Annotated in this window: 26 protein-coding genes; 23 read left to right on the plus strand and 3 right to left on the minus strand. The window is 61.4% G+C overall.

The genetic code is table 11. The features are described 5' to 3' along the window. Nucleotides 1–174: 174 nt before the first annotated feature. A complete protein-coding gene (locus tag PS14A_RS06875) occupies nucleotides 175–534 on the minus strand; it encodes a DUF6124 family protein (protein ID WP_024012116.1) in 360 nt (119 codons plus the stop codon). Nucleotides 535–1,156: 622 nt separating this feature from the next. Here PS14A_RS06875 and flhA point away from each other — a divergent pair. The 14 genes from flhA (at nucleotide 1,157) to PS14A_RS06945 (ending at nucleotide 15,675) form a co-directional block, all read left to right on the plus strand. Further along, the gene (flhA, locus tag PS14A_RS06880; RefSeq protein ID WP_016771062.1) at nucleotides 1,157–3,286 is read left to right on the plus strand and encodes a flagellar biosynthesis protein FlhA; all 2,130 of its coding nucleotides are present in this window, start codon (nucleotides 1,157–1,159) and stop codon (nucleotides 3,284–3,286) included. 11 nt (nucleotides 3,287–3,297) lie between these two features. Further along, nucleotides 3,298–4,638, plus strand: a complete 1,341-nt coding sequence (flhF, locus tag PS14A_RS06885; RefSeq protein WP_024012117.1) for a flagellar biosynthesis protein FlhF — start codon at nucleotides 3,298–3,300, stop codon at nucleotides 4,636–4,638. A gap of 116 nt (nucleotides 4,639–4,754) precedes the next feature. Then, nucleotides 4,755–5,585 carry a flagellar synthesis regulator FleN gene (gene fleN / locus PS14A_RS06890; protein ID WP_016771060.1) on the plus strand — a complete coding sequence of 277 codons (831 nt, stop codon included), beginning with the start codon at nucleotides 4,755–4,757 and terminating at the stop codon, nucleotides 5,583–5,585. Then, nucleotides 5,582–6,322, plus strand: a complete 741-nt coding sequence (gene fliA, locus PS14A_RS06895) for an RNA polymerase sigma factor FliA (protein WP_016771059.1) — start codon at nucleotides 5,582–5,584, stop codon at nucleotides 6,320–6,322. The genes fleN and fliA overlap by 4 nt, the downstream gene beginning before the upstream one ends. Before the next feature lie 167 nt (nucleotides 6,323–6,489). Beyond that, nucleotides 6,490–6,861: a chemotaxis response regulator CheY gene (locus PS14A_RS06900; protein WP_024012118.1), complete on the plus strand. Its 372-nt coding sequence runs from the start codon at nucleotides 6,490–6,492 to the stop codon at nucleotides 6,859–6,861. An 18-nt stretch (nucleotides 6,862–6,879) separates the two neighbouring features. Continuing rightward, nucleotides 6,880–7,668: a protein phosphatase CheZ gene (locus tag PS14A_RS06905; protein ID WP_042607546.1), complete on the plus strand. Its 789-nt coding sequence runs from the start codon at nucleotides 6,880–6,882 to the stop codon at nucleotides 7,666–7,668. A gap of 37 nt (nucleotides 7,669–7,705) precedes the next feature. Beyond that, entirely contained in the window at nucleotides 7,706–9,982 is a 2,277-nt protein-coding gene (locus tag PS14A_RS06910; RefSeq protein WP_212615591.1) for a chemotaxis protein CheA, read from the plus strand. A 49-nt stretch (nucleotides 9,983–10,031) separates the two neighbouring features. Continuing rightward, nucleotides 10,032–11,183, plus strand: a complete 1,152-nt coding sequence (locus tag PS14A_RS06915; protein ID WP_212615592.1) for a chemotaxis response regulator protein-glutamate methylesterase — start codon at nucleotides 10,032–10,034, stop codon at nucleotides 11,181–11,183. Next, nucleotides 11,183–11,923 (plus strand): flagellar motor protein, encoded by a 741-nt coding sequence (locus tag PS14A_RS06920; RefSeq protein ID WP_016771055.1) that lies wholly within the window; start codon nucleotides 11,183–11,185, stop codon nucleotides 11,921–11,923. Before PS14A_RS06915 ends, PS14A_RS06920 begins: the two co-directional genes overlap by 1 nt. Nucleotides 11,924–11,935: 12 nt before the next feature. After that, nucleotides 11,936–12,826 (plus strand): flagellar motor protein MotD, encoded by an 891-nt coding sequence (gene motD / locus PS14A_RS06925; protein ID WP_016771054.1) that lies wholly within the window; start codon nucleotides 11,936–11,938, stop codon nucleotides 12,824–12,826. A 43-nt stretch (nucleotides 12,827–12,869) separates the two neighbouring features. Beyond that, nucleotides 12,870–13,658, plus strand: a complete 789-nt coding sequence (locus tag PS14A_RS06930) for a ParA family protein (RefSeq protein WP_039763606.1) — start codon at nucleotides 12,870–12,872, stop codon at nucleotides 13,656–13,658. A gap of 90 nt (nucleotides 13,659–13,748) precedes the next feature. Beyond that, nucleotides 13,749–14,702, plus strand: a complete 954-nt coding sequence (locus PS14A_RS06935; RefSeq protein ID WP_122505939.1) for a CheW domain-containing protein — start codon at nucleotides 13,749–13,751, stop codon at nucleotides 14,700–14,702. 90 nt (nucleotides 14,703–14,792) lie between these two features. Next, entirely contained in the window at nucleotides 14,793–15,278 is a 486-nt protein-coding gene (locus tag PS14A_RS06940) for a chemotaxis protein CheW (RefSeq protein WP_016771050.1), read from the plus strand. A gap of 1 nt (nucleotide 15,279) precedes the next feature. Continuing rightward, nucleotides 15,280–15,675, plus strand: coding sequence for a DUF2802 domain-containing protein (locus PS14A_RS06945; protein WP_130911972.1), 396 nt, complete (start codon nucleotides 15,280–15,282; stop codon nucleotides 15,673–15,675). 255 nt (nucleotides 15,676–15,930) lie between these two features. Here PS14A_RS06945 and PS14A_RS06950 read toward each other — a convergent pair whose 3' ends face one another. Both PS14A_RS06950 and PS14A_RS06955 read right to left on the minus strand, forming a co-directional pair. Continuing rightward, nucleotides 15,931–16,260 carry an EscU/YscU/HrcU family type III secretion system export apparatus switch protein gene (locus PS14A_RS06950; RefSeq protein WP_041479625.1) on the minus strand — a complete coding sequence of 110 codons (330 nt, stop codon included), beginning with the start codon at nucleotides 16,258–16,260 and terminating at the stop codon, nucleotides 15,931–15,933. Then, nucleotides 16,257–17,831: a flagellar hook-length control protein FliK gene (locus PS14A_RS06955; RefSeq protein WP_130911971.1), complete on the minus strand. Its 1,575-nt coding sequence runs from the start codon at nucleotides 17,829–17,831 to the stop codon at nucleotides 16,257–16,259. The genes PS14A_RS06950 and PS14A_RS06955 overlap by 4 nt, the downstream gene beginning before the upstream one ends. A 197-nt stretch (nucleotides 17,832–18,028) precedes the next feature. Between PS14A_RS06955 and ccmA the strand changes: the two genes are divergently transcribed. The 9 genes from ccmA (at nucleotide 18,029) to ccmI (ending at nucleotide 24,995) form a co-directional block, all read left to right on the plus strand. Next, complete coding sequence (gene ccmA / locus PS14A_RS06960) at nucleotides 18,029–18,664, plus strand: cytochrome c biogenesis heme-transporting ATPase CcmA (RefSeq protein ID WP_137215999.1); 636 nt, start codon at nucleotides 18,029–18,031, stop codon at nucleotides 18,662–18,664. Further along, nucleotides 18,661–19,329: a heme exporter protein CcmB gene (ccmB, locus tag PS14A_RS06965; RefSeq protein WP_039763615.1), complete on the plus strand. Its 669-nt coding sequence runs from the start codon at nucleotides 18,661–18,663 to the stop codon at nucleotides 19,327–19,329. The genes ccmA and ccmB overlap by 4 nt, the downstream gene beginning before the upstream one ends. 97 nt (nucleotides 19,330–19,426) lie before the next feature. Next, nucleotides 19,427–20,182, plus strand: a complete 756-nt coding sequence (locus PS14A_RS06970) for a heme ABC transporter permease (protein WP_130911969.1) — start codon at nucleotides 19,427–19,429, stop codon at nucleotides 20,180–20,182. Continuing rightward, nucleotides 20,179–20,355: a heme exporter protein CcmD gene (gene ccmD, locus PS14A_RS06975; RefSeq protein WP_016771045.1), complete on the plus strand. Its 177-nt coding sequence runs from the start codon at nucleotides 20,179–20,181 to the stop codon at nucleotides 20,353–20,355. Before PS14A_RS06970 ends, ccmD begins: the two co-directional genes overlap by 4 nt. Beyond that, entirely contained in the window at nucleotides 20,352–20,807 is a 456-nt protein-coding gene (gene ccmE, locus PS14A_RS06980) for a cytochrome c maturation protein CcmE (RefSeq protein ID WP_016771044.1), read from the plus strand. The genes ccmD and ccmE overlap by 4 nt, the downstream gene beginning before the upstream one ends. Nucleotides 20,808–20,810: 3 nt before the next feature. After that, nucleotides 20,811–22,799, plus strand: a complete 1,989-nt coding sequence (locus tag PS14A_RS06985) for a heme lyase CcmF/NrfE family subunit (RefSeq protein WP_212615593.1) — start codon at nucleotides 20,811–20,813, stop codon at nucleotides 22,797–22,799. Then, nucleotides 22,796–23,332, plus strand: a complete 537-nt coding sequence (locus tag PS14A_RS06990) for a DsbE family thiol:disulfide interchange protein (RefSeq protein WP_024012128.1) — start codon at nucleotides 22,796–22,798, stop codon at nucleotides 23,330–23,332. Before PS14A_RS06985 ends, PS14A_RS06990 begins: the two co-directional genes overlap by 4 nt. Next, nucleotides 23,329–23,799 (plus strand): cytochrome c-type biogenesis protein, encoded by a 471-nt coding sequence (locus PS14A_RS06995; RefSeq protein ID WP_110601105.1) that lies wholly within the window; start codon nucleotides 23,329–23,331, stop codon nucleotides 23,797–23,799. Before PS14A_RS06990 ends, PS14A_RS06995 begins: the two co-directional genes overlap by 4 nt. Continuing rightward, nucleotides 23,796–24,995: a c-type cytochrome biogenesis protein CcmI gene (gene ccmI, locus PS14A_RS07000; RefSeq protein WP_212615594.1), complete on the plus strand. Its 1,200-nt coding sequence runs from the start codon at nucleotides 23,796–23,798 to the stop codon at nucleotides 24,993–24,995. Before PS14A_RS06995 ends, ccmI begins: the two co-directional genes overlap by 4 nt. Nucleotides 24,996–25,010 lie beyond the last annotated feature (15 nt).

A 25,010-nucleotide genomic window follows, 5' to 3' on the forward strand; every position in this document is an offset into this window, starting at 1 on the left:
CTTCCGGAAACGACAAAAACAAAAGATCGCAGCCTTCGACAGCGCCTACATTTGATTATGTCCGGGCAGCAACGGATGCCTCGATTGGACACCAAACGTTCGGCTCCAGATGGGACGCAGAGCGTCCCGGGCTGCATTCCCACGCCGGAGCGTGGGAACGATCATTGCGCCGAGCTACTGCGGCAACTCCAGATTATCCAGCACCCGATTCACCGCCAATTCCCCGAGCATGATCAACTGCGCGATGCCCATCAGCGTCCGGCGCTGGGATGGTTTCACCAGTCCGGCGAATTCCTGGGCGATGGTTTTAGCCGAGGCGAGGGTTTCGCAGGCGTTGGCCAGCAGGTCTTCGTTTTTGGTGTCGGCGGTGACGGCGTACATGGCGCGGGGGCTGAAGGGCGGTGGGGTGGAGCCGGGTGGGCAGAGGTAGTGGTCGAGGGCGCGGTCGGCGGCTTGGTGGAGTTTTTTCGAATCGAGGGATTCGTAGGGGGAGGTGGGGTCGGATTCGGGCGGGTTGGGTGTTGGTTTGATCATGGTGATGCTCCTGAGGTTATGAAGCCACTCTTTTCCCTGTCGCTAAACAAGTGAAGGTGGCAGCTGTACGCGGGTTAGCGAACCGGTCTCAGGCACCCCGGTAGACCCGAAGGTCTCCCGCATACAGCCGCCATAACGTTATCGCGGGCGAAAAATCCCGCAACGAAGCCACGATCGCTGATGCACTGAGTTGGTCCGAGTCGCTAAACCCGATCGCTGATTCGTCAGCGACCGGACCACGATAGAACCCGACCCCAAAGCGCACAAGCCGGCGGATTCTGGCTTGGCTGTAGGCAATGGCGCAAGGATTTGTAGCCTTGAGACCGTGTCTGAAGGTGTCTTTTAAACAGCTTCGTTTAAATCGAAAAAATGCGCGGCATTCGATGGCCTCTTCGCGAGCAGGCTCGCTCCCACAGGGGCCGTATTCCAAATGTCCGATCGGGAATGCATTTCAAACTGTGGGAGCGAGCCTGCTCGCGAAGGGGTCAACCCAATCAGCCGATAATCCCAAGTAAAACCGCTCTATTTCATTCCCCGGCAAAAGTTGGAAAGCTTCTTGCAATAGCCGCCCTGCGCCCGTTCGGGGCGTCAAAAGTTTGCTTTAAAGGAACGGGGAAAACCGGTGGATCGCACTCAGTTATTCAATACAGCACGTACCAACGTTGCCGACCTCAGTCGAGGCAATCTGGGCGTGCCGTTGTTGCTGCTGGTCATGCTGGCCATGATGATGTTGCCGGTACCGCCGTTCCTGCTCGACGTCTTCTTTACCTTCAACATTGCCCTGTCCATCGTCGTCCTGCTGGTCTGCGTGTATGCGCTGCGGCCGCTGGATTTCGCCGTGTTCCCGACCATTCTGCTGGTGGCGACGCTGCTGCGCCTGGCGCTGAACGTGGCCTCGACGCGGGTGGTGATGCTCCACGGTCAGGACGGCCACGCCGCCGCTGGTAAGGTGATCCAGGCCTTCGGTGAGGTGGTGATCGGCGGTAACTACGTGGTCGGTATCGTGGTCTTCGCGATTCTGATGATCATCAACTTCGTCGTGGTGACCAAGGGTGCCGGGCGGATTTCCGAGGTGAGCGCGCGTTTCACCCTCGATGCGATGCCCGGCAAACAAATGGCGATCGACGCCGACCTCAACGCCGGCCTGATCGACCAGAATCAAGCCAAGTCGCGCCGTCAGGAAGTCGCCCAGGAAGCGGAGTTCTACGGTTCGATGGACGGTGCCAGCAAGTTCGTCCGCGGTGACGCCATCGCCGGCCTGCTGATTCTGTTCATCAACCTTATCGGCGGCATGGCCGTGGGTATCTTCCAGCACGGCATGAGCTTCGGCGATGCGGGCAAGGTTTACGCCTTGCTGACCATCGGTGACGGTTTAGTGGCGCAATTGCCATCACTGTTGTTATCTACAGCAGCGGCGATCATGGTGACCCGTGCTTCCGGCTCGGAAGACATGGGCAAGCAGATCAACCGCCAGATGTTCGCCTCGCCGAAAGCGCTGGCCGTGGCCGCTGGTTTGATGGCGGTGATGGGCCTGGTGCCGGGCATGCCGCACTTCTCTTTCCTGAGCATGGCGGCGCTGGCTGCGGGCGGCGCGTACCTGTTCTGGAAAAAGCAGAATGTGGCCAAGGTCGTGGCGCTGGAAGAGGTCAAGCGTCAGCAGGAACTGCTGCCGTCGCCGGCCCGCGCCATGGAAACCAAGGAGCTGGGCTGGGACGACGTGACGCCGATCGACATGATCGGCCTGGAAGTCGGCTATCGCCTGATTCCGCTGGTGGACCGCAATCAGGGTGGGCAATTGCTCGCGCGGATCAAGGGCGTGCGCAAGAAGCTCTCGCAGGATCTGGGCTTTTTGATGCCGACCGTGCACATTCGCGACAACCTTGATCTGGCGCCGAGCGCTTACCGCCTGACGCTGATGGGCGTAATCCTCGCCGAGGCCGAGATCTACCCGGACCGCGAACTGGCGATCAACCCCGGCCAGGTCTACGGCTCGCTCAACGGTATCAACGCCAAAGATCCGGCTTTCGGCCTCGAGGCGGTGTGGATCGAAATCAGCCAGCGCGCCCAGGCGCAATCGCTGGGCTACACCGTGGTCGACGCCAGCACCGTCGTCGCCACCCACTTGAACCAGATTCTGTACAAGCACTCCAGTGAGCTGATCGGCCACGAGGAAGTGCAGCAACTCATGCAATTGCTGGCCAAGAGCTCGCCGAAACTGGCGGAAGAGCTGGTGCCGGGCGTGGTTTCGCTGTCGCAGTTGCTCAAGGTCCTGCAAGCGCTGCTCGCCGAACACGTGCCGGTGCGCGACATTCGCAGCATTGCCGAGGCGATCGCGAACAACGCTGCCAAGAGTCAAGATACCGCCGCTCTGGTCGCCGCTGTGCGGGTCGGCGTATCCCGTGCAATCGTCCAAAGCATTGTAGGCACTGAGTCCGAGCTGCCTGTAATCACATTGGAACCAAGGTTGGAACAGATATTGCTCAATAGTCTGCAGAAGGCAGGACAAGGCTCGGAAGAGGGCGTTCTGCTGGAGCCGAGCATGGCCGAGAAGCTGCAACGTTCGTTGATCGAAGCGGCCCAGCGTCAGGAAATGCAAGGCCAACCGGTGATCCTGCTAGTGGCAGGCCCGATTCGCGCGATGCTCTCGCGCTTCGGCCGCCTCGCAGTCCCAGGCCTGCATGTGCTGGCCTACCAGGAAGTACCGGACAACAAGCAAGTGACCATCGTTGCGACAGTAGGGCCCAACGGCTGAGGTAGTGGTTTATGCAAGTTAAGCGTTTTTTCGCCGCCGATATGCGTCAGGCCATGAAGCTGGTTCGCGATGAGCTGGGCGCTGATGCCGCCATCATCGGCAACCGCCGCATCGCCGGCGGCGTCGAGTTGACGGCGGCACTGGATTACAAATTGTCGGCGCTGGCGCCACGGGTTCCGAACATGGAACTCGAAGACGAGCTGCGCAAGACCCAGTCGCGCATCGTCACCGCCCAGGCCGAGCTGAGCCTGCGTGGCGAAGCCGACGGCAACACCAATCAGCAGTTGTTCGCCGGGCTGCCATTGACCGCTGGCCTGCCGCTGACCGCTGCCGAACCGCTGAGCGAGCCGACCTACGCCGCACCGACGCGCCCGGCCGCAGCGCCTGCGCAGGCTTCGGCGGGTGTCGATCCGCGTGCGCTGGATTCGATGCGTTTTGAATTGAACAGCCTGCGCGAGCTGATGGAAGTGCAGCTCGGCACCCTGGCCTGGAATCAGCTGCAAGGCAGCCGTCCGGCCCAGGCCAATCTGTATCGCCGTCTGCAGCGCATCGGCTTGTCCGGCCCGCTGTCGCGGGATCTGCTGGCGATGATCACCGATATCGAAGAACCCCGTCAGGCCTGGCGCATGCTGCTGGCGCACCTGGCGCGGATGATTGCCGTACCGGAAGTCGAGCCGCTGGAAGAGGGCGGTGTGATTGCCATGGTCGGCCCCGCCGGCATGGGCAAGACCACCACGCTGGCCAAGCTCGCTGCGCGTTACGTGCTCAAGTACGGCGCGCAAAACGTTGCACTGGTGAGCATGGACAGCTTCCGCATCGGCGCGCAGGAACAACTGAAAACCCTCGGGCGCATCCTCAACGTGCCGGTAACGCACGTCGATCCGGGTCAGTCGCTGGTGCAGGCATTGGATCCACTGCTACGCAAACGCGTGGTTTTGATCGATACTGCCGGCCTGCAAGCCAGTGATCCGGCGTTGCGCATGCAGCTTGAGAGCCTGGCCGGGCGTGGCATTCGCTCAAAAAATTATCTGGTCCTGGCAACCACCAGCCAGAAACAGGTTCTAACCGCCGCTTATCACAGTTACAAGCGTTGCGGGCTGGCCGGCTGCATCCTGACTAAACTGGATGAAACGGCCAGTCTCGGCGAAGTGTTGAGCCTGGCGATCAGTCATGAATTGCCGGTCGCGTACCTGACCGATGGCCCACGGATTCCGGATGATTTGCATCTGCCGCGCCGTCATCAACTGGTCAGCCGCGCCGTCAGCGTGCAAATGCAGGAAGAACCCAGCGAAGAAGCCATGGCTGACATGTTCGCTGATATCTATCACAGCCCGACCAAGCAGGTTGGCTGAGGTAATCATGAACAGTTTTTGTACCTACATCGATGGTCTGCCACGCATTGTTCCGATCAGGAACGCGCAGCCAGTAATGTGGCCTCCGTCTATGCAAGACAAGGTAAAGAAATAACATGGGCAGCATGCATCCCGTACAGGTGATCGCGGTGACCGGCGGCAAAGGTGGCGTCGGCAAGACTAACGTGTCAGTGAACTTGTCGCTGGCGCTGGCAGAGCTTGGCCGTCGGGTCATGCTGCTGGACGCCGACCTGGGCCTGGCGAACGTCGACGTTCTGCTGGGGCTGACACCCAAGCGCACTTTGGCCGACGTTATCGAAGGCCGTTGCGAACTGCGCGACGTGCTGTTGCAGGGCCCGGGCGGGATTCGCATCGTGCCGGCGGCCTCCGGCACGCAGAGCATGGTGCACCTGAGCCCGGCGCAGCACGCCGGCCTGATCCAGGCGTTCAGCGATATCGGTGACAATCTCGACGTGCTGGTGATCGACACCGCTGCGGGTATTGGTGACTCGGTAGTCAGTTTCGTTCGTGCCGCCCAGGAAGTGTTGCTGGTGGTCTGCGACGAGCCGACTTCGATCACCGACGCTTACGCGCTGATCAAGTTGCTCAACCGTGACTACGGCATGAACCGCTTCCGCGTGCTGGCCAACATGGCGCAGAGCCCGCAGGAAGGGCGCAACCTGTTCGCCAAGTTGACCAAGGTCACGGATCGCTTCCTTGACGTCGCCCTACAATACGTCGGCGCCGTGCCGTACGACGAAAGCGTGCGCAAGGCAGTGCAGAAGCAGCGCGCCGTCTACGAAGCCTTTCCCCGTTCCAAGTGCGCGCTGGCCTTCAAGGCCATCGCCCAGAAGGTCGACACCTGGCCGCTGCCGGCCAACCCGCGCGGGCATCTGGAATTTTTCGTCGAGCGTCTCGTGCAGCAAACCGCAGGGCCTGTGATATGACCGCCAGTGGCATGAATCTTTACAAAAAGTCGGCGCGTGACGCGCAATACGAATTGATCGAGCGCTACGCGCCACTGGTCAAGCGCATTGCCTATCACTTGCTGGCACGCCTGCCGGCCAGCGTGCAGGTCGAAGACCTGATCCAGGCCGGGATGATCGGTTTGCTCGAAGTCTCGACCAAATACGACGCCAGCAAAGGCGCCAGTTTCGAAACGTACGCGGGCATTCGAATCCGCGGCGCGATGCTCGATGAAGTGCGCAAAGGGGATTGGGCACCACGCTCGGTTCACCGTAATACCAGGATGGTCAGCGACGCGATTCGCTCGATTGAAGCTAAAACCGGCCGTGACGCTAAAGATCACGAGGTTGCGGCCGAACTCCAATTGAGTCTCGACGATTACTACGGGATTCTGAATGACACCTTGGGCAGTCGCCTGTTCAGTTTCGACGACCTGTTGCAGGACGGCGAACACGAAGGGCTGCACGAGGATGGCGCGAGTGCTCATATGGAGCCGTCACGCGATCTGGAAGATGAACGCTTCCAGGCGGCGCTGGCGGACGCGATTGCCAATTTGCCGGAGCGTGAGCGACTGGTGTTGGCGCTGTACTACGACGAAGAGCTGAACCTCAAGGAAATCGGTGAAGTCCTTGGCGTCAGTGAATCGCGGGTCAGCCAGTTACACAGCCAGTGCGCGGCCCGTCTGCGGGGGCGTTTGGGGGAGTGGCGAGCGCGCTGAAGGCAGTGTGGGGACACTGCGAAACGAGGCTGGTGCGGTGATCAACGGCGCCGGTCTCGATCCGTTGTGCTCCAGACAAACTTCGAGTGCTATGCCGATTGATTGAAGTGGCGTGTCCAGGTGCTGGGCGCGTTTAAGACTGCTTGGAGGTCGAATTGAACAAAGACATGAAAATCCTCATCGTTGATGACTTCTCAACGATGCGGCGGATCATCAAGAACCTGCTGCGCGATCTTGGGTTCACCAACACCGTCGAGGCCGACGATGGCACCACTGCCATTCCGGTGCTCAACAGCGGCAGCATCGACTTTCTGGTAACGGACTGGAACATGCCGGGCATGACCGGTATCGACCTGCTGCGTCACGTGCGCGCCGATGAAAAACTCAAGCACCTCCCGGTGTTGATGGTGACTGCTGAAGCCAAGCGCGAGCAGATCATCGAGGCCGCTCAGGCCGGTGTGAACGGTTACGTAGTCAAACCTTTCACGGCCCAAGCGTTGAAAGACAAAATCGAGAAGATTTTCGAACGCATCGGCTGATGAATGCGCGGGGGAGCTATGGAGCATAACGAATCATCACAGGGCGATTTCGAATCGACCCTGAAAAAACACGCGGTCGAACTGGTCGAGAGCCTTGAAAAAGGCAGGTTCGGCGACGCGGTGCAACTGATCCATGAGCTCAATCAGACCCGTGACCGCGGCCTGTATCAGGAAGTGGGCAAGCTCACACGTGAACTGCACAGTGCGATCGTCAATTTCCAGATCGATCCGCACATGCCGCAGGCCGAGGAAGTGTCGCAAATCACCGACGCCACCGAACGCCTGGGCTATGTGGTCAAGCTGACGGAAGCCGCGGCCAACCGCACCATGGATCTGGTGGAAAGCGCCACGCCGGTGGTCAACAGTCTGGCTGATGAAGCGCAGACGTTGAGCGCCGATTGGGGTCGCTTCATGCGTCGCGAGGTCGGGGCCGAAGAGTTCCGCGAACTGGCGCGCCGGGTCGACGGTTTTCTGTCACGCAGCAGCACGGACAACCGTGCGGTGTCGAGCAACCTCAACGACATCCTGCTGGCCCAGGACTACCAGGATCTCACCGGTCAGGTGATCAAGCGCGTGACCCAATTGGTCACCGAAGTCGAAAGCAATCTGCTCAAACTCGTGCTCATGGCCAGTCAGGTCGACCGCTTTGCGGGCATCGAACATGACCGCGCCGCAATGCTTGCCGAAAAAGATCCACAAAAACATCTCTCGCAGGGTGAAGGTCCGCAGATTCATGCCGATAAACGAGAAGACGTTGTGTCCGGTCAGGACGATGTGGACGATTTGCTATCCAGCCTTGGATTTTGAAGTTTAGGTTTTTAGACCTGTTAGGAGCACCCCATTAATGAGCTTCGGCGCCGATGAAGAGATCCTTCAGGATTTCCTGGTTGAGGCCGGCGAGATTCTTGAGCAACTGTCCGAACAACTGGTCGAGCTGGAAAGCCGTCCGGATGATGCAGATCTGCTCAATGCAATTTTTCGCGGTTTCCACACTGTAAAAGGGGGCGCCGGCTTCCTTCAGCTCAATGAGCTGGTGGAGTGCTGTCACATCGCCGAAAACGTGTTCGACATCCTGCGCAAGGGTGAGCGTCGCGTTGATGCAGAACTGATGGACGTTGTGCTCGAAGCACTGGACGCGGTGAACAGCATGTTCAGCGAAGTCCGTGAACGTTCACCGATCACCGCTGCGACGCCGGAGCTGTTGGCCGCGCTGGCGCGCCTGGCCGAACCGCAATCGGCGGATGAAGCCGTTGCCGCACCGGTAGAAGCGGTGGAAGAGCCGGTCGCCGAAAGCGCATCGGAAGACATCACCGATAACGAATTCGAACAGTTGCTGGACTCGCTGAATGCCGTCAAGGCCCAGGCCGAGGCCCCGGCCGCTGTTGTTGCTCCAGCGCAGGTTGCCGACACGGCCGCCAGCGATGAAATCACCGACGCCGAATTTGAATCGCTGCTCGATCAACTGCACGGCAAAGGCCAGTTCGCTGTCGATGCGGTCGCTCCAGCGGCGCCAGCAGCTCCGGCAGCGCCTGCCAAGGGCGACAGCTCGGACATCACCGACGACGAATTCGAAGCCTTGCTCGATCAGTTGCACGGCAAGGGCAACTTCGCCGTTGACGCGCTGGAATCGGCCATCGCTTCGGCGCCGGCAGCACCTGCTGCACCGGCCGCCGCTGCGGCCGGCAGCGACCTGATCAGCGATCACGAATTCGAATCGCTGCTCGACGAATTGCACGGCAAAGGCAAGTTTGACGCCAGCGCTGCGACTGCTGGCTCCGCATCAAGCGTCGCCACGCCTGCCGCCAAGGCACCTGCTGCAGCCGCTGCGCCGAAACCTGCGGCCAAGCCTGAGCCGAAAGCCGAAGCGCCGAAACCGGCCGCCGCGGCTGCACCGGCACCGGCACCGGCCCGTGCGCCAGCCGCTGCCCCGGCAGAAAAACCGGCCAGCGAAGCAGAAACCACCGTGCGCGTCGATACCGCGCGGCTCGACGAGATCATGAACATGGTCGGCGAGCTGGTGCTGGTGCGTAACCGTCTGGTGCGCCTGGGCCTCAACAGCGGCGACGAAGCCATGTCCAAGGCCGTGTCGAACCTCGACGTGGTCACCGCTGACCTGCAGACCGCCGTGATGAAGACGCGGATGCAGCCGATCAAGAAGGTCTTCGGGCGCTTCCCGCGTCTGGTTCGCGACCTCGCACGTCAGCTCAAGAAAGAGATCAACCTGGAACTGGTGGGTGAAGAAACCGACCTCGACAAAAACCTTGTCGAGGCCTTGGCCGACCCGCTGGTCCACTTGGTGCGCAACGCCGTTGACCACGGCATCGAGTCGCCGGAAGAACGCGAAGCATCGGGCAAGGCCCGTGGCGGTCGCGTGGTGCTGGCGGCCGAGCAGGAAGGCGACCATATCCTGCTGTCGATCTCCGACGATGGCAAAGGCATGGACCCGAACGTCCTGCGTTCGATCGCGGTAAAACGCGGTGTGATGGACAAGGACGCGGCCGATCGCCTGAGCGATACCGAGTGCTACAACCTGATTTTCGCCCCGGGTTTCTCGACCAAGACCGAGATCTCCGACGTGTCCGGCCGTGGTGTCGGCATGGACGTGGTGAAGACCAAGATTTCCCAGCTCAACGGTTCGATCAACATCTACTCGACCAAGGGCCAGGGTTCGAAGATCGTCATCAAGGTGCCGCTGACCCTGGCGATCATGCCGACGCTGATGGTCATGCTTGGCAATCAGGCGTTCGCGTTCCCGTTGGTCAACGTCAACGAAATCTTCCACCTCGATCTGTCGACTACCAATGTCGTCGACGGTCAGGAAGTGGTGATCGTGCGCGACAAGGCGCTGCCATTGTTCTACCTCAAGCGCTGGCTGGTCAGCTCCGCCGCTCACGAAGAGCAGCGCGAAGGCCATGTGGTGATTCTTTCGGTGGGCACACAGCGGATCGGCTTTGTCGTCGATCAACTGGTCGGCCAGGAAGAAGTGGTCATCAAGCCATTGGGCAAAATGCTCCAGGGAACTCCGGGCATGTCCGGCGCCACCATCACCGGTGACGGCCGCATTGCGCTGATTCTCGATGTTCCAAGCATGCTCAAGCGTTACGCCACAAAGCGTATTTGAATCCGGGGCGGCGGCGCGATGACGCGCCGCTGCACCTAATGGAGTGTTTATGGCAGTCAAAGTCCTGGTGGTGGACGATTCGGGTTTTTTCCGCCGCCGCGTCTCGGAAATTCTTTCGGCGGATCCGAGCATCCAGGTGGTCGGTACGGCCACCAACGGTAAAGAGGCGATCGATCAGGCCATGGCCCTCAAGCCTGACGTGATCACCATGGACTACGAGATGCCAATGATGGACGGCATCACGGCAGTGCGGCACATCATGCAGCGCTGCCCGACCCCGGTGTTGATGTTCTCCTCGCTGACTCACGAAGGCGCGCGGGTAACCCTCGATGCGCTGGACGCCGGCGCGGTGGATTTCCTGCCGAAGAATTTCGAAGACATCTCGCGCAATCCCGAGAAGGTCAAGCAGCTGCTGTGCGAGAAAGTCCACAGCATTTCGCGCAGCAACCGTCGTTTCAGTGCCTACAGCGCGCCGGCTCCCGCCGCTGCGCCAGCGCCAGCGCCGACGCCTGCTCCGGCAGCGTCGAGCTACGGCAGCCACACGAGCCACAGCAGCCCTGTCCCGGCACGTCCGGCGCCTGCGCCAGCGCCTGCTCGCGCATCCGCTGCCAGTGCTTCGTCGTCGGCCCCGAAACGCAAAGCCTACAAACTGGTTGCCATCGGTACCTCGACCGGCGGCCCGGTTGCGCTGCAACGTGTGTTGACGCAATTGCCGGCGAACTTCCCGGCGCCGATCGTGCTGATCCAGCACATGCCGGCGGCGTTCACCAAAGCGTTTGCCGAGCGCCTCGACAAGCTCTGCCGCATCAGCGTCAAGGAAGCCGAGGATGGCGACATCCTGCGTCCGGGCCTGGCGCTGCTGGCACCGGGTGGCAAGCAGATGATGATCGACGGCCGTGGCGCGGTGAAGATTCTGCCGGGTGACGAACGTCTGAATTACAAGCCGTGCGTGGACATCACGTTCGGTTCGGCGGCGAAATCCTACGGCGACAAAGTTCTGGCAGTCGTGCTGACCGGCATGGGCGCCGACGGCCGCGAAGGCGCGCGTCTGCTCAAGCAGGGCGGCAGCTCGGTGTGGGCGCAGGACGAAGCAAGCTGCGTGATCTACGGCATGCCGATGGCCATCGTCAAAGCCGATCTGGCTGACGCCGTGTACGGTCTGGACGACATCGGCAAGCACATCGTCGAGGCGTGTATCTGATGGATGTTCTCAGCCTTATCGGCCTCATCATGGCGTTCGTCGCCATCATCGGCGGCAACTACCTTGAAGGCGGCCACCTCGGCGCGCTGGCCAACGGCCCGGCGGCGCTGATCGTGCTGGGCGGCACGGTCGGCGCCGCGCTGCTGCAATCACCGATGAGCGCGTTCAAGCGCGCCATGCAGATTCTCGGCTGGATCTTCTTTCCGCCGCGTGTCGACCTGGCCGGCGGCATCGACCGCGTGGTCAATTGGAGCCTGACGGCGCGCAAGGAAGGCCTGCTCGGCCTCGAAGGCGTGGCCGACGCCGAACCTGACAGCTATTCGCGCAAGGGCCTGCAACTGCTGGTCGACGGCGCCGAGCCGGAAGCCATTCGGAGCATTCTCGAGGTGGATTTCTACACCCAGGAATCCCGCGATATCGAAGCGGCCAAGGTGTTCGAAAGCATGGGCGGCTACGCGCCGACCATCGGCATCATCGGTGCGGTGATGGGCCTGATTCACGTGATGGGCAACCTCGCCGATCCGTCGCAACTGGGTAACGGCATTGCCGTGGCGTTTGTCGCGACCATCTATGGCGTGGCCAGTGCCAACCTGATTCTCTTGCCGGTCGCGGCCAAGCTCAAGTCCATCGCGCTGCGGCAGTCGCGTTATCGCGAAATGTTGCTGGAAGGAATTCTGTCGATCGCCGAAGGTGAAAACCCTCGTTCCATTGAGTTGAAGCTGCAAGGCTTCATGGACTAAGGGAATAACCTCATGGCTCGTCGTCGCCACCAGGAAGAACACGTCAATCACGAGCGCTGGCTCGTGTCCTACGCGGATTTCATCACTTTGCTGTTCGCGTTTTTCGTGGTGATGTACTCGATCTCGTCGATCAACGAAGGCAAATACAAAGTCATTTCCGAAGCGCTGATCGGCGTATTTACCGACTCCGATCGCTCGCTCAAACCGATTCCGATCGGCGACGAACGACCGAAAACCGTGACCCCGGCCAAGCCGCTGGTCAAGGATGCCGAGCAGGTCGACGCCGGTATTTCCGGGGCCAGCGATCCGCTGAAAAGCATCGCCGATGACATCAGCGCCGCGTTCGGTGATTTGATCAGCTCCAACCAGATGACCGTGCGCGGCAACGAGTTGTGGGTCGAGATCGAGCTCAATTCCAGCCTGTTGTTTGGCAGCGGCGATGCCATGCCGAGCGACATCGCGTTCAACATCATCGACAAGGTCGCGGCGATCCTCAAACCGTTCGATAACCCGATCCACGTCGAAGGCTTCACCGACGATCAACCGATCCGCACCGCACAGTACCCGACCAACTGGGAGCTGTCCTCGGCGCGTTCGGCGAGCATCGTGCGCATGCTCGCCATGCAGGGTGTGAACCCCGGTCGACTGGCGTCGGTGGGCTACGGCGAATTCCAGCCAGTGGCCAACAACGCCACGGTCGAAGGCCGGGCGAAGAACCGTCGCGTGGTGCTGGTGGTGTCGCGCAATCTCGATGTGCGCCGCAGCCTCACCGGCACCGGAACCGCCAATGCGCAACCGGATGCGGCGTTGAAGCGCGCTGGCACACAAACTGCACCGACCCCGGTCAAGACGCCGGGACGCGAGAGTGCCGTCAATTCTCCGTCGCCCGCATTAACACGCTGAAGCATGTCTCGGCCAGCCAATCTGGCCGGGAGGAACGAACTGAATGAGAGTCTGGGCAGTCGCCAATCAAAAGGGTGGTGTCGGTAAAACCACATCCTCCATCGCTTTAGCCGGATTGCTGGCCGAGGCGGGCAAGCGCGTGGTTGTGGTCGATCTCGACCCGCACGGCTCGATGACCAGCTATTTCGGCTACGACCCCGACAGCCTGGAGCACAGCAACTACGACCTGTTTCTGCACAAGGGCAGCGTGCCGCAAGGCCTGCCGGGGCAGTTGCTGCTGTCGACCAGCGACGAACGCATTTCCCTGCTGCCATCGAGCACCGCACTGGCCACCCTTGAGCGACAGTCGCCGGGGCAGAGTGGCCTGGGCCTGGTGATCGCCAAGAGTCTGGCGCAGCTGTGGCAGGACTTCGATTACGCGATCATCGACAGCCCGCCGTTGCTCGGCGTGCTGATGGTCAATGCGCTAGCGGCGAGCCAGCAACTGGTGATCCCGGTGCAGACCGAGCACCTCGCCGTGAAAGGTCTGGAGCGCATGGTCAACACCCTGGCGATGATCAATCGCTCGCGCAAACAACCGCTGCCGTTCAGCATCGTGCCGACCCTGTTCGACCGCCGCACGCAGGCGTCGATGGGCACCCTGCGCGTGCTGCGCGACAAATTCCCCGAGGATATCTGGCACGGCTACATCCCGGTCGATACCCGGCTGCGCGACGCCAGCCGCGCCGGTGTCACGCCTTCGCAATTCGACGGCAAGAGCCGCGGCGTGCTGGCCTACCGCGCGCTGCTCAAGCACCTGCTCGCGCAGCAACTTGTTCCGCAGGTGGCCTGAGATGATTTCGATCCGCTTGCCCGAACCCTGTGGGAGCGAGCCTGCTCGCGAAGCAGGCGATGCGGTTTCCCTGTCAGGCGCTGATCACCGATGAACCGCCCAGTGAAACTCACGTCACGTCCGCAACAGGCCTTGCAGTCCTATCTGGAAGACCTGCTCCTCGACCTGCCCGAGGACTTGCCTGCGCCGGTCGAAGCACTGCCGCCAGTCGTCGAACAGGCGCAGCCTGAAGTGGTGGAAAGCACCGAGGCCATGGACGAGTTCCAGGCCGCGGTGCTGGAAGAACAGGCCCGTGACGCGCAGAAATCCGTCGCTCCGATTGCCGCGCCTGCTGCTGCCCCCGTGGCCAAAGCACCGGTGGCGCTGATCGACGAACCGCGTGCGCCACTGTCGACACTGGCGCCGCTGCTGCAAACACAATTATTGACCGTGCCGGAACCCGAACCGGAGCCAGAACCCGCGCCGCAGATTGCTGAGCCGCAGGTGCTGGTCCCGCCGCTGGTGGAAGTGCACCTGCCGCCAAACAACCCGCCGCCACCGGTCGAGCCCGATGGCCGTCCGGCCTGGGCTGCCGAAGCCTTCGAATGCTTGCTGTTCGATGTTGCCGGGTTGACCCTGGCGGTGCCGCTGGTGTGCCTCGGCTCGATCTATTCGCTGGCCGGCCACGAGCTGACGCCGCTGTTTGGTCAGCCGGAGTGGTTCCTCGGGATTCTGCCGAGCCAGGCCGGTAATTTGAAAGTCTTGGACACTGCGCGCTGGGTCATGCCGGATCGCTACCGCGATGACTTCCGGCAGGGCCTGCAATACGTGATTTCGGTACAAGGTTACGAGTGGGGGCTGGCGGTGCATCAGGTCAGCCGCTCGTTGCGCCTGGACCCGAATGAAATCAAATGGAGAAGTCACCGGGGTCAGCGGCCATGGCTCGCCGGCACCGTGATCGAGCACATGTGTGCATTGCTTGACGTATCCGCACTGGCCGAGTTGATCGCCAGCGGCGGGGCAAAGCACTTGAGTGGCAACAAGCCGCTACATAAACCGACATAGCAGCCGACATAACAATCAGGCGATGGCATTTTTCAATGCCACCACACAGAACACACACCGCCCGGGGCGGTTTTTTCGAGGGGTCAGGGTATGAGTAGTCAGGCGTCGAATGCAAAAGGTTCTGAAGATCCGATCCTGCAATGGGTGACCTTCAAACTGGATAACGAAACCTACGGCATCAACGTGATGCGCGTGCAGGAAGTGCTGCGCTACACCGAAATCGCGCCGGTACCGGGTGCACCGAGCTACGTGCTGGGCATCATCAACCTGCGCGGTAACGTGGTCACCGTGATCGACACCCGTCAGCGCTTCGGCCTGCACAGCGGCGAGATCAGTGACAACACCCGTATCGTCATCATCGAAGCCGACAAGCAAGTCGTCGGCATCATGGTCGACAGCGTGGCCGAAGTGGTTTACCTGCGTCAGTCGGAAATCGAAACCGCACCGAACGTCGGTAACGAAGAATCGGCCAAGTTCATCCAGGGCGTGTGCAACAAGAACAACGAGCTGCTGATTCTGGTCGAGCTGGACAAGATGATGAGCGAAGAAGAATGGTCGGAACTGGAGAGCATCTGATTTGATTCTCGAGGTTGCGGTAATTGTTCTGTTCCTGTTCTGGGCCGGTACGCTGGCGATGTTCGTCTCGTACATCAAGGCGCAGCGAGTGATCGCTGCGCAGCAGGCCCAGGGCGATGCACTGCGTGATCAGCGCATCAAGGACCTGGCCAAACGCGTTGACGACTACCAGAACGGCAACGTGCGCATGGGCGAGGCCCTGCACGAGTTGCGTGCGGTGGTGAGTCCGTTGCCGGACAAGATCGTTGCACTGGAACAACGCGACCCGTCGAGCCTGTCATTCGCCCAGGCGGCAAAACTGGTGGGCATGGGCGCCAGCGTCGATGAACTGACTCAGTCGTGCGGGTTGACCCAGGCTGAGGCGGAGTTGATGCGCAAGCTTCATAAAAACAGCTAGGAGCTTCGAGCTTCGAGCAGCAAGCAAGATCAAAAGATCGCAGCCTTCGGCAGCTCCTACATTGGAATGCGTTTCCCTGTAGGAGCTGCCGAAGGCTGCGATCTTTTGCTTTTAGATTGAGATCGTTCCCACGCGCAGCAAAGGCATGCATCCTGGGACGCTCCGCGTTCCGCCGATTCGCGAGCAGGCTCGCTCCCACATTTGGTCACGGTCGAATGTGGGAGCGAGCCTGCTCGCGAAGGCGTCTTTGAAACCTCAATAATCATCCCCGCGTGCGGTGATGTCCTTCTCGACCATCGGCGCGTTCGGGTCTTGTCCCTCGGGGAATTTACCCTTCAGGTTCCAGGCAAACGCGATGATCTCGGCGATGGTGCGGTAGAGCTCTTCGGGGATGCTGTCGCCCAGTTCCATCCTCGCCAGCAGGCGCACAAGTTCGGCGTTCTCGTAGATCGGCACTTCGTAATCGCGAGCGATGCGCAGGATTTCTTCGGCCAGTTCCTCGTCGCCCTTGGCAGTGAGGGTCGGGGCGTGGTTGCCGTCGTATTTGAGGGCGATGGCCTGGCGTGGGGCAGTGGAATCGTTCATGCGGTTTCGTCAACCCAGCGGTGTTCGAGGCGGGTTTGGTTGCCTTGCGGCGGTGTGCCGTGGTGGCAGTCGAGGTCGCCGACGTTGAGCCCGGAATCGAGCAAGCGCTGGCGCAAGGCAAACAGATTGTTTTCGATCAGGTCGGCGGTGTACGGCCGCTCGGCCCACAGCTGACTGGACAGGCTGCCGGCGATCAGTTGCGCTTGAATCTGCAGCGGCCCGAGCGGTTCCAGATCGAAGGCCAGATCAACGCGCCACAGTTGCTGTTTGGCTTCGCGCTCATCGCGGCGTTCATGCGGCTGCGGTTCGCGCTCCGGCGCTTCTTCACGCTGAAACTTGACCTGCAACGGCACGATGTCTTGCAGGTTGCGCATGGGGATTTCCAGCTGCCAGGTGCTGAGCAGGCGGCCATCGTCGGTGACGCCGGTCTGTTCCAGGCTCGACAGCTGATGGCTCTGCAGACGCGACACCGCAGCGGCGGCGAGGCGCAGCAGTTGTTCGAGATCGCCTTCGCCTTCCAGTTTTGCCAGCAGCCGTTCGGGCAGCGGGAAGCTGCTCGGCACCGGCTTGGCGCTGACCTGGCCGAGGGTACCCAAGGCATTTCGGACGAAACTCGGCAGCGCTTGCGCCAAGGTGTTGGCGGCGATGATTGCGTTGAAATTGGTGTTGCTCGGCAGGCCCGGGGTCAGTTGCGCGATCAGCTTGAGCAGGTCAGCTTTCATATCCGGGGCGAGCGTGGGATTCTGTCCGCCGAGCAATTTCGCTTCGAGGAACGCGCCGCTGTTGGCCAAGGCCAGCGCCACGCCTTTGGCGGTGCTCATTTGCTGCACGTCCGGCAGGCTGGCGAGCAGCTTGTCGACCACCGCGCGCAGATCGGCCGAGGTCTGGTCAGTCGCCGGCGGCAGATTTTGCAACATCTTCAGCAGGCCATCGAGCGAGCCTTGGCGACTTTGCTGGCCGAGCAATTGCTGACTGACCGCCAATTGTTCCTGACGGCTGCTCAGCGGCACGAATTTGAGGGTCTGTGCGTCCTGCACCTGCGCCGACAACAAGGTGCCGATGCGCAGTGGTTGCGGGCTGTCGACGGTCAAGGTGCTGCCGCTCAACGCGGTGTTGAGCAGGGTGACCATCGAGCGAAATACCGCCGCTTGTCCCGGCGTTTGCGGCAGGGCTTGCGAGGTCACGACTTTGCCTTGCAGCAGGGTGCCGGCGGGCAATTGCGCGGTATCGATGCGGGTGAGGGTGGCGACGCTGCTGGCGATCGCTTGCTGCACGGTGATCGCCAGATTGCCGGCCGACGGCTGAGTGATCGCCAGGTTGGTGCCCTGTGGCAACGGCAGATTGCTGCTGGCCTGCACGGTGGTCTGGCGACCGCTGTCGAGGGTCACTTTGAGCAGCAATTCAAAGGTCTGGTCGGCCTGCTTGAGCGATAACACCTCGGCCTTGGCGCTTTGCCCGGCGCCGATCAAGCCCTCCACCGGCGTCAGCAGCTTGAGCAGTTCACCCATCTGCGGGCGAGCGCTCGCCGGCACGGTGGGTGGCAGCGGGAGGATGTTCATTTCGCCTGTCATACGCGGACACAACCTGAGGAAATTGCGCTCTTGAGAGTAAGGCACGGCATGTATAATGCCGCGCGTCGTGCGCTTCGTTCAAAAAACCTGGCAATTGTTTGATCCAGCTCGCCAGATCGAGCGATCAAAGCATCTATGCTGCATCTCTTTAACGGCCGCTCCAGAGCCGACTTGAACCGTATAAGGCCCGTGATCCCTTGACCAGTCCTGTCCTGCAAACCGTTGCCCTGACGTGTGAACGCGATCTGCGGCTGCTGTTCGAAAACCTCGAATTGCGCCTGGCCAGTGGCGACATGGTGCAGATCAGCGGCCCCAACGGCAGCGGCAAGACCAGTCTTTTACGTCTGCTCGCCGGTTTGATGCAACCCACCGATGGCAAGGTGCTGCTCAATGGTCAACCGCTGACCGAACAACGCAGCGAACTGGCGCGAAACCTGTTGTGGATCGGCCACGCCGCCGGGATCAAGGATCTGCTCACTCCTGAAGAAAACCTGTCGTGGCTGTGCGCCCTGCATCATCCTGCCGAACGCGAGGCGATCTGGCAGGCGCTGGCAGCAGTAGGATTGCGCGGTTTCGAAGACGTTCCCTGCCACAGCCTTTCCGCCGGCCAGCAGCGCCGTGTGGCGCTGGCGCGGTTGTATCTGGACAGCCCGCCGTTGTGGATTCTCGACGAACCTTTCACCGCGCTGGACAAGCAGGGCGTTGCGCAACTGGAAGAGCATCTGGCCGGCCACTGCGAACGCGGCGGCCTGGTGGTGCTGACCACCCACCACACCCTGAGCCGCATGCCGGCCGGTTATCGCGACATCGATTTGGGGAAATGGGCGGTATGAGTGTCTTCGGCCTGCTGCTTGCCCGCGAATCGCGACTGCTGTTCCGCCGCCCGGCGGAGCTGGCCAATCCGCTGATTTTCTTTGCCATCGTCATTGCCCTTTTCCCGCTGGCCGTCGGCCCGGAAACTCAAGTCTTGCAAAACCTGTCCCCGGGGTTAGTCTGGGTGGCGGCGTTGTTGTCGGTCCTGCTGTCGCTGGACGGATTGTTTCGCAGTGACTTCGAAGACGGCTCGCTGGAACAGTGGGTCCTTTCGTCGCACCCGCTGCCGCTTCTGGTCCTGGCCAAGGTGCTGGCACACTGGCTGTTCTCCGGTCTGGCACTGGTGCTGCTGTCGCCGTTGCTGGCGCTGATGCTCGGTTTGCCAGCCGCGTGCCTGCCGGTGTTGCTGCTGTCGTTGCTGCTCGGTACGCCGGTGTTGAGCCTGCTCGGTGCAGTCGGGGCGGCGCTGACGGTTGGCCTGAAGCGCGGCGGTCTGTTGCTGGCGCTGCTGATTCTGCCGCTGTACATCCCGGTGTTGATCCTTGGCAGCGGCGCGTTGCAAGCGGCGCTGCAAGGCATGCCGGCGACCGGATACCTGTTGTGGATGGCCAGCCTCACAGCGCTGGCGATCACCCTGACACCCTTTGCAATAGCCGCTGGCCTGAAGATCAGCGTCGGCGAATAATAATGAGGCCTGGTCAAAAATTGACCACTTCTTCCAGAAGAAAGGCATGACCCTCTGCCAGCTCGCGATGATGAGCGGCAACCGTGATGGAAACAGTATGAACTGGACCTGGTTTCACAAGCTCGGCTCGCCCAAGTGGTTCTACGGCATCAGCGGCAAGTTCCTGCCGTGGTTGAGCATCGCAGCGTTGCTGCTGATCGGCGTTGGCGTGGTCTGGGGCCTGGCGTTCGCGCCGCCGGATTACCAGCAAGGCAACAGCTTTCGCATCATCTATATCCACGTACCTGCAGCGATGCTCGCCCAGTCGATCTACGTAATGCTCGCCGTGTGCGGTGTGGTAGGGCTGGTGTGGAAAATGAAACTGGCCGATGTCGCCCTGCAATGCGCTGCACCGATCGGTGCGTGGATGACCGCCGTGGCGCTGGTCACCGGGGCCATCTGGGGCAAGCCGACCTGGGGCTCGTGGTGGGTGTGGGACGCGCGCCTGACCTCGATGTTGATTCTGCTGTTTCTGTATTTCGGCGTGATCGCGCTGGGCAACGCCATCAGCAATCGTGACAGCGCCGCCAAGGCCTGCGCGGTGCTGGCGATTGTTGGCGTGATCAACATTCCGATCATCAAATACTCGGTGGAGTGGTGGAACACCCTGCACCAGGGCGCGACTTTCACTCTTACGGAAAAACCGGCGATGCCAGCGGAAATGTGGCTGCCGCTGCTGCTGACGGTGCTGGGGTTCTACTGCTTCTTCGGCGCTGCGCTGTTGCTGCGCATGCGTCTTGAAGTGCTCAAGCGCGAAGCCCGCGCCAGTTGGGTGAAGGCTGAAGTGCAGCAGAGTCTGGAGGCGGTGCGATGAGTTTTGCTTCATTCGGCGATTTTCTCGCCATGGGCCATCACGGCCTGTATGTCTGGTCGGCCTACGGCATCTGTCTGGCGGTGCTGGCCCTCAACGTGGTGGCGCCGATTGCGGCGCGCAAGCGTTATCTGCAACAAGAGGCGCGTCGTCTGCGCCGGGAGAACGGCAAGTGAATGCGCTGCGCAAAAAACGTCTGATCATCATTCTGGCGATTCTGGTCGGAGTGGGCGCTGCTGTTGGCCTGGCCCTGAGCGCGTTGCAGGAAAACATCAATCTGTTTTACACGCCGACGCAGATCGCCAACGGCGAAGCGCCGCAGGACACGCGCATCCGCGCCGGCGGCATGGTCGAGGCCGGTTCGCTGCAACGCTCCAAGGATTCGCTGGATGTCAAATTCGTCGTCACCGACTTCAACAAATCCGTGACCATCGCCTATCGCGGCATCCTCCCGGATCTGTTCCGCGAAGGGCAGGGCATTGTCGCCCTCGGCAAGCTCAACGCTGATGGCGTGGTGGTCGCCGATGAAGTGCTGGCCAAGCACGACGAGAAGTACATGCCGCCGGAAGTGACCAAAGCGCTGAAGGACAGCGGTCAATCCGCACCGACGCCTGTGAAGGAGGGTTGATCGATGGCCGCCGCACTGTTTATTCCTGAGCTGGGCCATCTGGCGATGATTCTCGCGCTGTGTTTTGCGCTGGTGCAAGCGGTGGTGCCATTGATCGGTGCCTGGCGCGGTGACCGTTTCTGGATGAGTCTGGCCCAGCCCGCCGCATGGGGGCAGTTTGCCTTTTTGTTGTTTGCGTTCGGCATTTTGACCTACGCATTCATGACCGATGATTTCTCTGTCGCCTACGTGGCAAACAACTCCAACACCGCTTTGCCGTGGTACTACAAATTCAGCGCGGTGTGGGGCGCCCACGAAGGTTCCCTGCTGCTGTGGGCGTTGATCCTCGGCGGCTGGACCTTCGCCGTGTCGGTGTTCTCCCGGCAGTTGCCGCAAGTCATGCTCGCCCGGGTACTGGCGGTGATGGGTATGATCAGCACCGGTTTCCTGCTGTTCCTGATCCTCACGTCCAACCCGTTCAAACGCATCCTGCCGCAGATGCCGAGCAATGGCGCTGACCTCAATCCACTGTTGCAAGACATTGGCCTGATCGTTCACCCGCCGATGTTGTACATGGGCTACGTCGGCTTTTCGGTGGCGTTCGCATTCGCCATCGCAGCGTTGATGGGCGGTCGCCTCGATGCGGCGTGGGCGCGCTGGTCGCGGCCATGGACCATCGTCGCCTGGGCCTTCCTCGGTATCGGCATCACCCTCGGGTCGTGGTGGGCGTATTACGAACTCGGCTGGGGCGGCTGGTGGTTCTGGGACCCGGTGGAAAACGCCTCGTTCATGCCGTGGCTGGTCGGCACCGCGCTGATTCACTCGCTGGCGGTTACCGAAAAGCGTGGCGTGTTCAAGAGCTGGACGGTGTTGCTGGCGATCGCCGCGTTCTCGTTGAGCCTGCTCGGCACCTTCCTCGTACGCTCGGGCGTGCTGACTTCGGTGCATGCCTTCGCTTCGGATCCCGAGCGCGGTGTGTTCATCCTGATTTTCCTGCTGTTCGTGGTCGGCGGTTCGTTGACGCTGTTTGCGCTGCGTGCGCCGGTGGTGAAAAGTCAGGTCGGGTTCAATCTGTGGTCGCGTGAGACTTTGCTGCTGGGCAACAACCTGGTGCTGGTCGTGGCTGCATCGATGATCCTGCTTGGCACGTTGTATCCGCTGATTCTTGATGCCATCAGCGGCGCCAAGCTGTCGGTCGGCCCGCCGTACTTCAATGCGCTGTTCATCCCGTTGATGGCGTTGCTGATGCTGGTGATGGCGATCGGCGTGATCGTGCGCTGGAAGGACACGCCGGTGAAATGGCTGGTGAGCATGCTCACTCCGGTCTTGCTCGGCAGCGTTGCACTGGCCGTGGTGGCCGGCGTGGCGTACGGCGATTTCAACTGGGCAGTGATCGCGACGTTCCTGCTGGCGGCGTGGGTGTTGCTCGCCGGCGTGCGCGATCTGTTCGACAAGACCCGGCACAAAGGCCTGATCAAAGGTTTGCCGACGCTGACCCGCAGTTATTGGGGCATGCAGATCGCCCACCTCGGCATCGCCGTGTGCGCGCTGGGCGTAGTGTTGTCGAGCCAGAACAGTGCCGAGCGCGACCTGCGTCTGGCGCCGGGCGAGTCGATGGATCTGGCCGGCTATCAGTTCGTCTTCGAAGGCGCCAAGCATTTCGAAGGGCCGAATTTCACCTCGGACAAAGGCACCATCCGCGTCATTCGTGACGGCAAGGAAATCAGCGTGCTGCACCCGGAAAAACGTCTGTACACCGTGCAGAACTCGGTGATGACCGAAGCCGGGATCGATGCCGGTTTCACTCGCGATCTCTACGTCGCCCTCGGCGAGCCGCTGGATAACGGCGCCTGGGCCGTGCGCGTACACGTCAAACCGTTCGTGCGCTGGATCTGGTTCGGCGGCTTGCTCACCGGATTGGGTGGTTTGCTGGCGGCGCTGGATCGGCGTTATCGGGTCAAGGTGAAAAGCAAAGTGCGCGAAGCGCTGGGCATGACGGGAGCGGCGGCATGAGGCGTTGGTTGATGTTGTTGCCGCTGGCGATTTTTCTGCTGGTGGCGGTGTTTCTTTATCGTGGGCTGTATCTGGACCCGGCGGAGCTGCCGTCGGCGATGATCGACAAGCCGTTCCCGGAGTTTTCCTTGCCGAGTGTGCAGGGTGACAAGACGCTGACCAAGGCCGACATTCTCGGCAAACCGGCACTGGTCAATGTCTGGGGCACCTGGTGCATCTCCTGCCGCGTTGAGCACCCGGTGCTGAACAAACTCGCCGAGCGCGGCGTGGTGATCTACGGCATCAACTACAAGGACACCAATGCCGACGCCTTGAAGTGGCTGGCCGAGTTTCACAATCCGTATGCGCTGGATATTCGTGACGACGAGGGTTCGCTGGGCTTGAATCTTGGTGTCTACGGCGCGCCGGAAACCTTCTTCATCGACGCCAAAGGCATCATCCGCGACAAGTTCGTCGGGGTGATCGACGAGCAGGTCTGGCGCGAAAAACTCGCGGCCAAGTATCAGGCGCTGGTCGATGAGGCCAAGCCATGAAGCGTTTTCTCGCAGCAGTGGTGCTGGGTTTGAGCATGGCCGGTGTCGCCCACGCGGCCATCGATACCTACGAATTTGCCAAAGAGGGCGACCGCGAGCGTTTCCGCGAACTGACCAAGGAACTGCGCTGCCCCAAATGCCAGAACCAGGACATTGCCGACTCCAACGCACCCATCGCCGCCGACCTGCGCAAGGAGATTTTCCGCATGCTCGGCGAGGGCAAGGACAATCAGCAGATCATCGACTTCATGGTCGATCGCTACGGTGATTTCGTCCGCTACAAACCGGCGCTCAATGCCAAGACTGCGCTGCTGTGGTTCGGCCCGGCCGGTCTGCTGCTCGGTGGTTTCGTGGTGATCGCGCTGATCGTGCGCAGGCGTCGCGGGCAACGTGCCGAAACGCCGTCATCGCTGTCTGCCGAAGAACGTCAGCGCCTCGACCAACTGTTGGATAAAAACCAAGAATGATTGATTTCTGGCTTGCCGCAGGGCTGTTGCTTCTGGTCGCCCTGAGTTTTCTGCTGATCCCGGTGCTGCGCGAACGCCGTGCCCAGCGGGAAGAAGATCGCACCGCGTTGAACGTCGCGCTGTATCAGGAGCGGGTGGCCGAGCTGCAAGCGCAGCAGGCCGAGGGCGTGCTCGACGCCGCGCAACTGGACAGCGGCCGCGCGGAAGCTGCACGGGAGCTGCTCGCTGATACCGAAGGCGTTGCCGCACCGCGTGTCTCGCGTCTGGGCAAGCCGTTGCCGCTGCTGGCCGCCGTGCTGGTACCGGTGCTGGGCCTCGGTCTGTACCTGCATTTCGGCGCCGCCGACAAGGTCGAACTGACCCGCGAATTCGCCCAGGCACCGCAGTCGATGGAAGAGATGACCCAGCGTCTGGAACGTGCGGTTGCCGCACAACCGGATTCCGCTGAAGGTCTGTATTTCCTCGGCCGTACCTACATGGCTCAGGACCGCCCGGCAGACGCGGCGAAGATGTTCGAGCGCGCCGCCAACCTCGCCGGTCGACAGCCGGAGCTGCTCGGCCAGTGGGCGCAGGCGCAGTATTTTGCTGACGGTAAAAAGTGGTCGGAGCAGATTCAGAAACTGACCGACGAAGCGCTGAAGGCTGATCCGAAAGAAGTCACCAGCCTCGGCCTGCTCGGCATCGCCGCGTTCGAAGGCGAGCGTTATCAGGAGGCCATCGACTACTGGAATCGCCTGCTCGCGCAACTGCCGCCGGATGACAACTCTCGCGCTGCGCTGCAAGGCGGCATCGAGCGTGCCGCCGAGCGCCTGAAGGCAAGCGGTGGCAAGGTTGCCGAGGCAGCGGCGCCGAAAGCTGCGTTGCTCACAGTCAGCGTTGATCTGGCCAGCGAACTCAAAGGCAAGGTGCAGCCGGGCGACAGCGTGTTCATCTTCGCCCGCGCCACTTCAGGCCCACCGGCACCTCTGGCCGCCAAGCGCCTGACCGTGGCTGACCTGCCGGTGACCGTCGAACTGGGCGATGCCGACGCAATGATGCCGCAGTTGAAACTGTCCAACTTCCCTGAAGTCCAACTGGTTGCGCGCATCTCACGGGCCGGTCAACCGACTGCCGGTGAGTGGATCGGTCGCAGCGGCCCACTGGCCAGCAGCACCACCGCGCTACAAAAACTGACTATCGACAGCCCGGACAAGTAACCGGACCCAACAGGA

Source organism: Pseudomonas sp. 14A (assembly GCF_018132745.1).
GTDB classification, from domain to species: Bacteria; Pseudomonadota; Gammaproteobacteria; order Pseudomonadales; family Pseudomonadaceae; genus Aquipseudomonas; species Aquipseudomonas mercuritolerans.

Coding starts and splice junctions, on each gene's coding strand:
- fliA (WP_016771059.1), top strand. CDS start 5,582: ATGACCGCCAGTGGCATGAATCTTTACAAAAAGTCGGCGCGTGACGCG.
- PS14A_RS06930 (WP_039763606.1), top strand. CDS start 12,870: ATGAGAGTCTGGGCAGTCGCCAATCAAAAGGGTGGTGTCGGTAAAACC.
- motD (WP_016771054.1), top strand. CDS start 11,936: ATGGCTCGTCGTCGCCACCAGGAAGAACACGTCAATCACGAGCGCTGG.
- PS14A_RS06900 (WP_024012118.1), top strand. CDS start 6,490: ATGAAAATCCTCATCGTTGATGACTTCTCAACGATGCGGCGGATCATC.
- PS14A_RS06875 (WP_024012116.1), bottom strand. CDS start 534: ATGATCAAACCAACACCCAACCCGCCCGAATCCGACCCCACCTCCCCC.
- ccmD (WP_016771045.1), top strand. CDS start 20,179: ATGAGTTTTGCTTCATTCGGCGATTTTCTCGCCATGGGCCATCACGGC.
- PS14A_RS06970 (WP_130911969.1), top strand. CDS start 19,427: ATGAACTGGACCTGGTTTCACAAGCTCGGCTCGCCCAAGTGGTTCTAC.
- PS14A_RS06990 (WP_024012128.1), top strand. CDS start 22,796: ATGAGGCGTTGGTTGATGTTGTTGCCGCTGGCGATTTTTCTGCTGGTG.
- fleN (WP_016771060.1), top strand. CDS start 4,755: ATGGGCAGCATGCATCCCGTACAGGTGATCGCGGTGACCGGCGGCAAA.
- PS14A_RS06920 (WP_016771055.1), top strand. CDS start 11,183: ATGGATGTTCTCAGCCTTATCGGCCTCATCATGGCGTTCGTCGCCATC.
- PS14A_RS06955 (WP_130911971.1), bottom strand. CDS start 17,831: ATGACAGGCGAAATGAACATCCTCCCGCTGCCACCCACCGTGCCGGCG.
- PS14A_RS06915 (WP_212615592.1), top strand. CDS start 10,032: ATGGCAGTCAAAGTCCTGGTGGTGGACGATTCGGGTTTTTTCCGCCGC.
- PS14A_RS06935 (WP_122505939.1), top strand. CDS start 13,749: ATGAACCGCCCAGTGAAACTCACGTCACGTCCGCAACAGGCCTTGCAG.
- PS14A_RS06910 (WP_212615591.1), top strand. CDS start 7,706: ATGAGCTTCGGCGCCGATGAAGAGATCCTTCAGGATTTCCTGGTTGAG.
- PS14A_RS06985 (WP_212615593.1), top strand. CDS start 20,811: ATGGCCGCCGCACTGTTTATTCCTGAGCTGGGCCATCTGGCGATGATT.
- ccmB (WP_039763615.1), top strand. CDS start 18,661: ATGAGTGTCTTCGGCCTGCTGCTTGCCCGCGAATCGCGACTGCTGTTC.
- PS14A_RS06995 (WP_110601105.1), top strand. CDS start 23,329: ATGAAGCGTTTTCTCGCAGCAGTGGTGCTGGGTTTGAGCATGGCCGGT.
- ccmI (WP_212615594.1), top strand. CDS start 23,796: ATGATTGATTTCTGGCTTGCCGCAGGGCTGTTGCTTCTGGTCGCCCTG.
- PS14A_RS06905 (WP_042607546.1), top strand. CDS start 6,880: ATGGAGCATAACGAATCATCACAGGGCGATTTCGAATCGACCCTGAAA.
- PS14A_RS06950 (WP_041479625.1), bottom strand. CDS start 16,260: ATGAACGATTCCACTGCCCCACGCCAGGCCATCGCCCTCAAATACGAC.
- PS14A_RS06940 (WP_016771050.1), top strand. CDS start 14,793: ATGAGTAGTCAGGCGTCGAATGCAAAAGGTTCTGAAGATCCGATCCTG.
- flhF (WP_024012117.1), top strand. CDS start 3,298: ATGCAAGTTAAGCGTTTTTTCGCCGCCGATATGCGTCAGGCCATGAAG.